The organism is Nonomuraea rhizosphaerae (assembly GCF_019396405.1).
GTDB lineage: Bacteria > Actinomycetota > Actinomycetes > Streptosporangiales > Streptosporangiaceae > Nonomuraea > Nonomuraea rhizosphaerae.
Map to the genome: position 1 here is coordinate 1 of NZ_JAHKRL010000424.1, position 8,103 is coordinate 8,103.

11 protein-coding genes are annotated in these 8,103 nt (G+C 71.9%); 4 read left to right on the forward strand and 7 right to left on the reverse strand.

The window, feature by feature from the left end; translation table 11 throughout:
- Positions 1-71: 71 nt before the first annotated feature.
- Entirely contained in the window at positions 72-491 is a 420-nt protein-coding gene (locus KME77_RS29995) for a MarR family winged helix-turn-helix transcriptional regulator (protein WP_219470685.1), read from the reverse strand.
- 49 nt (positions 492-540) lie between these two features.
- On the opposite strand from KME77_RS29995, the gene KME77_RS21875 reads away from it, so the two are divergent.
- Both KME77_RS21875 and KME77_RS21880 read left to right on the forward strand, forming a co-directional pair.
- Complete coding sequence (locus KME77_RS21875; protein WP_219470687.1) at positions 541-1,296, forward strand: dienelactone hydrolase family protein; 756 nt, start codon at positions 541-543, stop codon at positions 1,294-1,296.
- Positions 1,297-1,467: 171 nt separating this feature from the next.
- Positions 1,468-2,004, forward strand: coding sequence for an EF-hand domain-containing protein (locus tag KME77_RS21880; protein ID WP_219470689.1), 537 nt, complete (start codon positions 1,468-1,470; stop codon positions 2,002-2,004).
- A gap of 140 nt (positions 2,005-2,144) precedes the next feature.
- Here KME77_RS21880 and KME77_RS21885 read toward each other — a convergent pair whose 3' ends face one another.
- The 6 genes from KME77_RS21885 to KME77_RS21910 form a co-directional block, all read right to left on the reverse strand.
- Complete coding sequence (locus tag KME77_RS21885; RefSeq protein WP_219470691.1) at positions 2,145-2,963, reverse strand: alanyl-tRNA editing protein; 819 nt, start codon at positions 2,961-2,963, stop codon at positions 2,145-2,147.
- Positions 2,929-4,182, reverse strand: coding sequence for a CynX/NimT family MFS transporter (locus KME77_RS21890; protein ID WP_219470693.1), 1,254 nt, complete (start codon positions 4,180-4,182; stop codon positions 2,929-2,931). Before KME77_RS21890 ends, KME77_RS21885 begins: the two co-directional genes overlap by 35 nt.
- 150 nt (positions 4,183-4,332) lie before the next feature.
- Positions 4,333-4,989 carry an SRPBCC family protein gene (locus KME77_RS21895; protein WP_219470695.1) on the reverse strand — a complete coding sequence of 219 codons (657 nt, stop codon included), beginning with the start codon at positions 4,987-4,989 and terminating at the stop codon, positions 4,333-4,335.
- Positions 4,990-5,019: 30 nt separating this feature from the next.
- Positions 5,020-5,394, reverse strand: a complete 375-nt coding sequence (locus KME77_RS21900) for a hypothetical protein (protein WP_219470696.1) — start codon at positions 5,392-5,394, stop codon at positions 5,020-5,022.
- Positions 5,395-5,410: 16 nt separating this feature from the next.
- Positions 5,411-5,773, reverse strand: a complete 363-nt coding sequence (locus KME77_RS21905; RefSeq protein WP_219470698.1) for a hypothetical protein — start codon at positions 5,771-5,773, stop codon at positions 5,411-5,413.
- 11 nt (positions 5,774-5,784) lie between these two features.
- Positions 5,785-6,498 (reverse strand): TetR/AcrR family transcriptional regulator, encoded by a 714-nt coding sequence (locus KME77_RS21910; RefSeq protein ID WP_219470700.1) that lies wholly within the window; start codon positions 6,496-6,498, stop codon positions 5,785-5,787.
- Between the two features lie 55 nt (positions 6,499-6,553).
- Between KME77_RS21910 and KME77_RS21915 the strand changes: the two genes are divergently transcribed.
- Together KME77_RS21915 and KME77_RS21920 are read left to right on the forward strand one after the other, a co-directional pair.
- On the forward strand, positions 6,554-7,909 hold the full coding sequence (locus tag KME77_RS21915) for an MDR family MFS transporter (protein WP_219470702.1): 1,356 nt from the start codon (positions 6,554-6,556) through the stop codon (positions 7,907-7,909).
- Positions 7,879-8,103 (forward strand): 2-thiouracil desulfurase family protein (locus KME77_RS21920; protein WP_219470704.1); only part of this gene is annotated, 225 nt, incomplete at its 3' end. The genes KME77_RS21915 and KME77_RS21920, both read left to right, overlap by 31 nt.

The window sequence follows — 8,103 nt, forward strand, 5'->3', positions numbered from 1 at the left end:
GTTGACCTTCATAGGCGTCAGCATATGCTGACAAGCACTCATTTGTCAGCATATGCTGACGGAAATGGCGGCTACAGCCGCTCGGCCAGCCGGACCAGGATCGGCAGCGCGGCCGCCAGCCGCTCCTGTTCCTCCCGCGTCAGCGACTCCACGGCCGCCGCCAGCCGTTCGGTGATCACCTGCTCCCGGCCCACCAGCGCCGCCCTCCCCGCGTCGGTGATGGCGGTGATGACCCGCCGCCCGTCCAGCAGGTCGGGGTCGCGCGACACCAGCTCGCGCCGGTGCAGCCCGCCCAGGACGGTTCCGATGGCCTGGGCGGTCACCTTCTCCAGGTTCGCCAGTTGCGCCGAGGTATGCGGCCCTTCGCGGTCCAGCCGCGACAGCACCGCGAGCTCGGTGAAGGAGATGTCGTCGTCGGAGGCGTTGGTGTACAGCTGGCGGATTCGCCGGGCCAGCCGCCCGACCGCGAGCCGCAGATCTTTCGCGAGCACAAAAGCAAGTCTAGCTTTATCAATCTGGCTTTGGTAATTTCGCCCCACTATGTGCTACGACGACACCGCGAGACCGCCCGTTCACACCGCCCCCGTCACCGGCACGACCTCCGCCGATCTCAGGCTCGACAGCACCGCCGACGGCGCCCCGTTCGCCGCCTACGAGGCCCGCCCCGACGTCGCCAGTGGCGCGGGGGTGGTGATCCTGCCCGATGTCCGCGGGCTGCACGACTTCTACAAGCGGCTGGCCGTACGGCTGGCGGAGCAGGGCCACCCGGCCATCGCGATCGACTACTACGGCAGGACCGCCGAGGACGACCGCAGGGGCGCGGACTTCCCGATCATGGAGCACGTCCCGCGGCTCACCAGGGACCAGATCCAGGGCGACGTCATGGCCGCGGCGCGACGGCTGGACGGGCCGGTGGTGGCGCTCGGGTTCTGCATGGGCGGGCGCAACGCGTTCTTCCTGTCGGCGCCGCGGTTCGGGTTCGCGGGCGTGATCGGCTTCTACGGCGCGCCGGGGATCGCCGGCCCGTACGGCCCGGGGCCGACGCAGCACGCGAACGAGCTGAGCGCGCCCATCCTGGGCCTGTTCGGGGGCGCCGACCACGGCATCACGGGCGAGATGGTGGGCGAGTTCGGCGACGCGCTGACGCGGGCGGGGGTGGCGCACGAGCTGGTCACCTACCCGGGCGCGCCGCACGGCTTCTTCGACGCCGCGTACGAGGAGCACGCCGAAGCCTGCGCGGACGCGTGGAAGCGCGTCCTGGCATTCCTCCCGGACGGCCCAGCCACCTCAACCTGAGTGGCGGCGAGCAGAGCCGCGACGTCACAGCCAAGAACGCCACAGCCAGGGACGTCACCGTGGCGGTTCCGCGACACTCTTGGTCACCTGAAGTAATGTGGTCCTCACTCAAGGTGAACAGGCCGCCCTCCGGGCACCTGTGTCATGAGCATGAGCATGAGGAGGCATCACATGTCTGAGGACACCACGCCGCGGCTGGCCCGCCTGCGCGCCCGTTTCGAGCTCCTGGACGCCAACGGCGACGGCCGCCTGCAGGCCGACGACTTCCGCCTGCTGGTCGACCGGGTGGCCGACGCCCTGACGGTGGACGGCGAAAGCGCCAAGGTCCGCGCCCTCGCCCACGGCTGCCGCGTCTACTGGGACGGGCTGGCCGGCACCGCCGACAGTGACCGCGACAACACGGTCACCTTCGACGAGTACGTGGCGGCCCTCCCCGACGCCGACCACTTCGACTCCTACGGCCGCCCCTACGCCCGCGCCCTGGCCGCGCTGGCCGACCGCGACGACGACGGCTACATCGAGCAGGGCGACTTCCTGGCCACCATGACGGCGATCGGGTTCTCCCGCTCGCGGGCCGTGGAGCTGTTCGCCGCGCTGTCCCGTGACGACCGTGTCGCCACGGCCGTCTGGGAGACGGCGATCAGGGACTACTACGTCAACGCCTCCGCCGACATCCCGGGACAGGTGCTGGCGCCGCAGTCGGCGTGACGCCTGGCCGACCGGCGCGTACCGGCCTCGCCGCCAAAACAGCGCGAGGCCGGTCGAGCCCCGACAAACACCGGTCGCCCCCCGCAGAACCCATCGAGCCCCCACAACGCCGCCCGAGCCCTGACAAGCACCGGCCGACGCTACGGACGCACCGTCGTCCGCATGGTCAGCCCGGCCTCCTCCAGCTCAAGCGCGACCGTCACACCCCCCAGCTCCCCCGTACGCGTCACGTGCGTCCCCCCGCACGGGATCGACGGCTCCCCGTCGGGCAACGAGCAGTGCCACGTACGGCGAGCCGTCAAGCCGGGCCCCGGCACGTCGAGCCGGACCGGCGCGTCGGCCGCCACCCACACCTTGAGCCGGTCGTTGACCTCGGCGGCAATCGTGGCCGGGTCCAGCCCGTCGGCGGAGAAGCCCTTCTTCCGCAGCGACTTGCCCAGCCGGTAGACGTCGACGCTGCCGAAGGGGGAGATCCGCGACGAGGTGATCGCGCTCTGGTCGAAGTCGGGGTTGCCGAGCCCGTCCGGGGTAGCGGCCTTGCGCCAGTGCCCGGCCAGGGCGGCGTTCAGCGCGAGGGCGGCCAGGTGGCAGGCGGTGTGCCCGGCCGACAGGGCGGCCCGGTGGACGGGGTCCACCTGCAGCTCGACCGTGCCGTCAAGCACGGCGCCGGTCACGTGCACGACCAGCCAGGACCATCCGTCGGCGCCGCGCCGCGCCGGGATGTCGGCCCCGAGGAGGATCTCACCGGCCTCCGACCAGGCCCCCGTGACGCAGTCGGTCACCGTGTGCCCGCCGATCGTGCCGCGGTCGGCGGGCTGGTCCGGCCAGGTGTGGTCGAGCGGATGGAACGGCGTCCCGGCGACGACAAGTCCGTGCAGATCCCCTACCGGGACGACCCCGACGATCTCCGAACGCCCGCTGACACTACCGTCGGGAAAGGTGACGACTGTCGACTTCATCCGTACATTCTGGCAGTCCGGCCTCGTCCTCCAGGTACCGTTCCCGCCCGGCGTACAGGCCGGTCAGCAGCTGGGCGACCAGCACCGCGAAGATCAGCGCGTACGGCAGCGCCCACCCGCCGGTCATCTGGTGCAGCACTCCCACCAGCAGCGGCCCGGCCCCGGCGATGAGGTACCCGGCGCTCTGCCCGAAGGCGGACAGCGCGGCGGTCGTCTCCGGCGTACGCGTGCGCAGCGCCAGCATCATCAGCGCCAGCGGGAACGACCCCATGCCCACGGCCACCAGCGTCACCCACACCATGGCCGTCGAGGCGGGCGCCAGCCACAGCCCGAGGAATCCCACGGCGTAGAACACCACCAGCGCCACCACGACGGGCCGCTGGTCGCGGAAGCGCGAGGCGACGACCGGCACCAGGATGGAGACCGGGATGTTCAGGGCGGTGAAGACGCCCAGCACGAGCCCCGCCTGCCCGGTCGTGTAGCCGCTGTCGGTGAGGATGGTGGCCAGCCAGCCGAACATGATGTACGCGATCATGGACTGGGTGCCGAAGTAGATCGCGACCATCCAGGCCAGCTTGCTCCTGGCCAGGCGGCGCAGGCCCGCGTCCCGCCGGCCGGTGTCCCGCTCCGGCTCGGTGCGCAGGAGCGCGAGCCACGGAAGGGCGGCGACGGCGGCCAGCGCCGCCCACACCCCGAGCGCGATGTGCCAGTCGCCTGACGCGCGCTCGATCGGCACGGTGGCCGAGGCGGCGAGCATGGTGCCGACGGCCAGCGCGACGGTGTAGACGGTGGTCATGGTCCCGGTCCTGGCCGGGAAGTGGCGCTTGATCAGCGTCGGGATGAGCACGTTGCCGACGGCGCCGCCGGACAGCGCCACCGCGCTGCTCAGCAGGAACACCGGCGCCGACTCCACCAGCGACCTGACCAGCAGGCCCGCTCCGAGCGCGATGAGCGCCAGCAGCAGCAGGCGGTGCTCGCCGACCCGTCTGGCCAGCGTGGGCGTCACCGCGCCGACGGTGGCGAAGGCCAGCACCGGCAGCGTGGTGAGCAGCCCCGTGCCCACGCTCGACATGCCGAGCGCGGCGGCGAGCTGGTCGAGCAGCGGGCCGACGCTGGTGACGGCGGTGCGCAGGTTGATGGCCGCGAGCACGATCCCCAGCACGAGGAGCCAGGCGAGTGATCCGGTTCTGGTACGGGACTCAGAAGCGAGCACGCTCATGCGGGGTCAGTTCCTCCACTCATCAAGTCATGGGATGAATCACCACCCTAACAGGCCCGAAACGGACATTTATTCCTGGGCACGACAAAGCCCCCGAGGTTCTCGGGGGCTTCACGTCGGCGACACGATGGTGAAACGTTCGCGCGTACGTCAGAGCACAGGGCGCGGCGGCTCACCGCTGCCCGGCGTCTGCGGGTATCCCGGCGCGTCGGACGGCCTGGTCGGAGCCGGCCCGGGAGGCGGCAGCGTCCCCTCGCCGGGGAATTCGCCCGTCCCGCCGATGGTCCCCGGCGGCACGGTGCCGGTGCCGGGGTCGCCGGCCGGGTCGCCGGAGTAGCCGGACCCGCGCTGGTGCGGTCCCGGCACGTCCCCGCGCCACGCGCCGGTCTCGCCGCCGCGCGACTCGATGAACGTCTTGAAGCGCTCCAGGTCGTTCCTGACGCGCAGGCGGACGAGCTGCAGCCAGTCGCCGGCCGTCTCGATGAACCCCTCGGGGTCGTAGTCCATCTGCAGCGTGACGCGGGTGGTTTCACCGTCGATGTGGTGGAACGTCACCACGCCCGCGTGGTGCGGCTTCTCCAGCGAGCGCCAGGCGACGCGCTCGTCGGGGTGCTGCTCGGTGATCTCGGCCTCGAACTCGCGCTTCACTCCCGCGATCTCGGCCACCCACGCCGTACGCGTGTCGCCGATCTGCTTGACGCTCTCGACGCCTTCCATGAACTCAGGGAAGCTCTCGAACTGCGTCCACTGGTTGTATGCCACCCTGACGGGGACTCGGACATCTACAGAGTGCTCGATCGTGCTCATGGCTGGGCCCCTGCCCGAGCCCGAAAAGGGCTAACGTCTTCGCAGCAGCCAATAGAGGCCCACGAACGGGAGCACCAACGGGATGAACAGGTATCCCCTCCCGTACACCGACCACACCGTGGCCTCGGGAAACGCCGCCGGGTCCAGGACGCTCAGCGTGCCGATGATCAGCACCCCGGCCAACTCGATGCCCAGCGAGACCAGGGCGAGCGTGCGGGCGTTGCGCGCCAGCGCGACGGTGAGCAGGATGTAGACCACCGCCGCGAACGCCGACAGCCCGTACGCCAGCGGCGCCTCACCGAAGCGGGTGGCGATCTGCACGCCGGCCCGCGCGCCCGCGGCCAGCGCGAACAGGCCGTAGACGGCGACGAGCACCCGGCCGGGCCCTTCGTTGACGGCGCTCACAGGGGCTGTCCCGCGCTCATGCCACGCCCTGCCAGATCTGCAGCAGCCTGGCGTTCATCACGGCGATCGCGAACCCGGCCACGACCAGGATCGCCGGCCCCCACCTGCTCCGCTCGGCCAGCCCGAGGAAGACCCCGGCGGGCGGGATGAGCGCCTCGCCGCCCAGGTAGCCGTACAGCACGGCCGGTGAGTGCGGCCCCTCGCCGCCCGCGACCGCCGCGATCACGATGCCCGCCTGGACCAGCACGGCCACCTCCAGCGCGGCGAACCCGATCAGCAGGACCATGCCCATGGACCGGTTACGGATCGCGGTGACCAGGCTCGCCGCGGCGAGCACCAGCGACCAGACGATCACGATCGTGGAGACGGTGGTGTTCATCGAGGAAAAGGCTATCGCCCGGGGACGTCGCCCTCGTGACCCGACCGCAGGTCGGCCTCGATCCCGTCCAGCAGCCAGTTGAGCCCTCGCTCGTAGGTGTCGCCGGCGCCCTGGACCCCGCGCTCGATCCACGGCCCGATCCGCGGGAACTCGCCGTTCGCGACCAGCTCCCGCATGTACGGCTCCGCCATGGCCGAGCGCTCGGCGTCGCTGACGCCCTCCCGGCGGGGCGCGTCCCGCTCGAAGCTCTCGCGGATGATGAACCCCAGCGAGTAGTCGTCGAGCGCCGCCAGGATCCGCCACTTGACCAGCGGCTCCACGTCGAGCCCGTCGAGCGCGGCCAGCGACTGCTCGACGTGGCGCAGCCCGTTGGGCCCGACGGAGACGCGCTGGGAGACCAGGTCGACGCGCCATGGGTGCCGTCGCACCGTCTCGCGCTCGCGCCTGGCGATGGTGAGGAGCGCCTCGCGCCAGTCGTCCGGCAGCGGCTCCTCGACCAGCACCTCGGCGGCGATCTCGTCGGCCATCAGGTCGAGCAGATCCTCCTTGCGGTCGATGTAGGAGTACAGGGTCATCGCGCGGGCGCCCAGCTCGGTGGCCACGCGCCGGATGGAGACCGCGCCCAGCCCTTCGGCGTCGGCGATCGCGATGGCGGCGGCGACGATCGCCTCCCGGGTCAGCGCGGGACGTCGCTGCGGCGCGGGCCGCGACCAGACGGAGCTCACGGGCCTCAGTCTAAGCCAACCGCTACAGTGTACGAAGAGTGTTACGCTGTACGGCATGCGATACGGCGTACGCCATCCCCTCCTGGTCACCGGCACGGTCGTCCTGCTCGGCGTGATCATGACCATCCTCGACTCGACGATCATGAACGTGGCGGTCGGCCCGCTGGCCCGCGAGTTCGGCACCACCGTCGCCACCATGCAGTGGGTGATCACCGGTTACCTGCTGGCCCTGTCGGTGTCGATCCCGATGACCGGCTGGGCCGTCGGCAGGTTCGGCGCGAAGCCGGTGTGGGTGGCGTCGCTGCTGCTGTTCGGCGCCGGTTCCGCGCTGTGCGCCGTCTCCTGGTCGGTGGGCTCGCTGATCGCCTTCCGGGCGGTCCAGGGGCTGGGCGGCGGCCTGCTCATGCCGGTGGGCCAGGCGATGATCGCCCAGGCGGCGGGGCAGGAGCGGATGGGCCGGGCCATGGCGGCGATCTCGGTGCCCGCGATGCTCGGCCCGGTGCTCGGGCCCGTGCTCGGCGGCCTGATCATCCGTCAGCTCGACTGGCACTGGCTGTTCCTGGTGAACCTGCCCGTCTGCGTCGTCGCCCTCGTCGCCGCCGTCCTGCTGCTGCCCGGCGGCGAGCCCCGCAAGGCGGGCCGTCTCGACGTGCTCGGCCTGGCCCTGCTCTCGCCCGGCCTGGCCGCGCTGGTCTTCGGCCTGTCGGAGGTCGGCAACGGCGCCTCGCTCGCCCACCCCGCGCCGTGGATCGGGCTGGCGCTGGTGGCGGCGTTCGCCGTGCGCGCGGTCAGGAAGCCGGACGGGCTGCTGGACCTGCGGCTGTTCCGCGACCGGACGTTCTCCTCCGCGGTGGTCGCGCTGGTCTGCTACTCGGCCGCGCTGTTCGGCGTGACCGTGCTCGTCCCCCTCTACAGCCAGCTCGCCCAGGGCGGGGACGCGCTCGACGCGGGGCTGCTGCTGGCGCCGATGGGCCTCGGCGCGGCGCTGACCATGCCCGTCGCGGGCAGGCTCACCGACAAGGGCGGGCCGCGCGGCGTGGCGATGGCGGGCGTGGCGCTGGCGACGCTGGGCATGCTGGGATTCGCGCTGTTCGGGGGGCCGGCGCCGATGTTCGTGGTGGGGCTCGGGCACGGGCTGGTCGCGCCGTCGGTGATGGCCGCCGCGTTCAGGACGCTCGGCCGCGCCGCCATCCCGGCCGCCTCGACGCTGAGCAACATCTCGATCCGGGTGGCGTCGTCGTTCGGCGTGGCGCTGCTGGCCGTGCTGCTGCAGGTGTTCACCAGGGCGGACGTCGGCCGGCCGTTCACGTACGCGTTCGGCTGCGCGATCGCGCTGACGGCGCTCTCCCTGGTCCCGATCGCGCTCATAGGATCGGCGGCATGGAGAGAATCCTCGTCAGCGCGTGCCTGATGGGCCGCCGGGTGCGTTATGACGGCGGGGCCAAGGCCAGCGCGGACGCGCAGCTGGCAGCCTGGCGGGCGGAGGGGCGGCTGGTGCCGTTCTGTCCCGAGGTGGAGGGCGGGCTGCCGATCCCCCGCCCGGCCGCCGAGATCGAGCGCGGGGCCGGCGGCGCGGCCGTGGTGTCGGGGGGGGCCCGCGTGCTG